The sequence below is a fragment of the Dolichospermum sp. UHCC 0259 genome (genome assembly GCF_009711935.1).
Taxonomy (GTDB): domain Bacteria; phylum Cyanobacteriota; class Cyanobacteriia; order Cyanobacteriales; family Nostocaceae; genus Dolichospermum.
In genome coordinates, this window is record NZ_VIKX01000079.1 from 450 (window position 1) to 884 (window position 435).

The window sequence follows — 435 nt, forward strand, 5'->3', positions numbered from 1 at the left end:
GATCAACACAGTCCAACTACGGGTGAACGTAGACAACTTGCTAGAACTGGAGAAGAAAGCGTTAGAGTTAAACTTCAGCGATCGCTTGATAAGGCAACCCACGACTGTCCAACGATGCCAGAATTAATAGAGAAAGCGCAGAAAGACGATATTAGTATCTGCATCAACTATACTCATACAGGCAAGGTTAAAGGCATTAGTTACAAACTTGATGGTGTGGCTTTTAGCGGTACACATTTAGGTAAAGCATACACTTTTCCAGGTTTACAAAAGCATCGGAATGTAAGTTATATTCCCAAGCGGGATGATAAACGCATCCAAAAACTGATGGAACAAAATGTTGAAAATAACACATTGACAGTTTCTCCACTACTGGATGACAACGACATTCAAATCGAGAAAACTGTTGACGACTCAACAACACAAGCAAAAGAG

The 435-nt window shown here is 40.2% G+C and carries 1 pseudogene; it reads left to right on the top strand.

The annotated features are described in order from the left end of the window. A pseudogene (locus FJR05_RS06355) lies at nucleotides 1-435 on the top strand (relaxase); the annotation flags it as partial.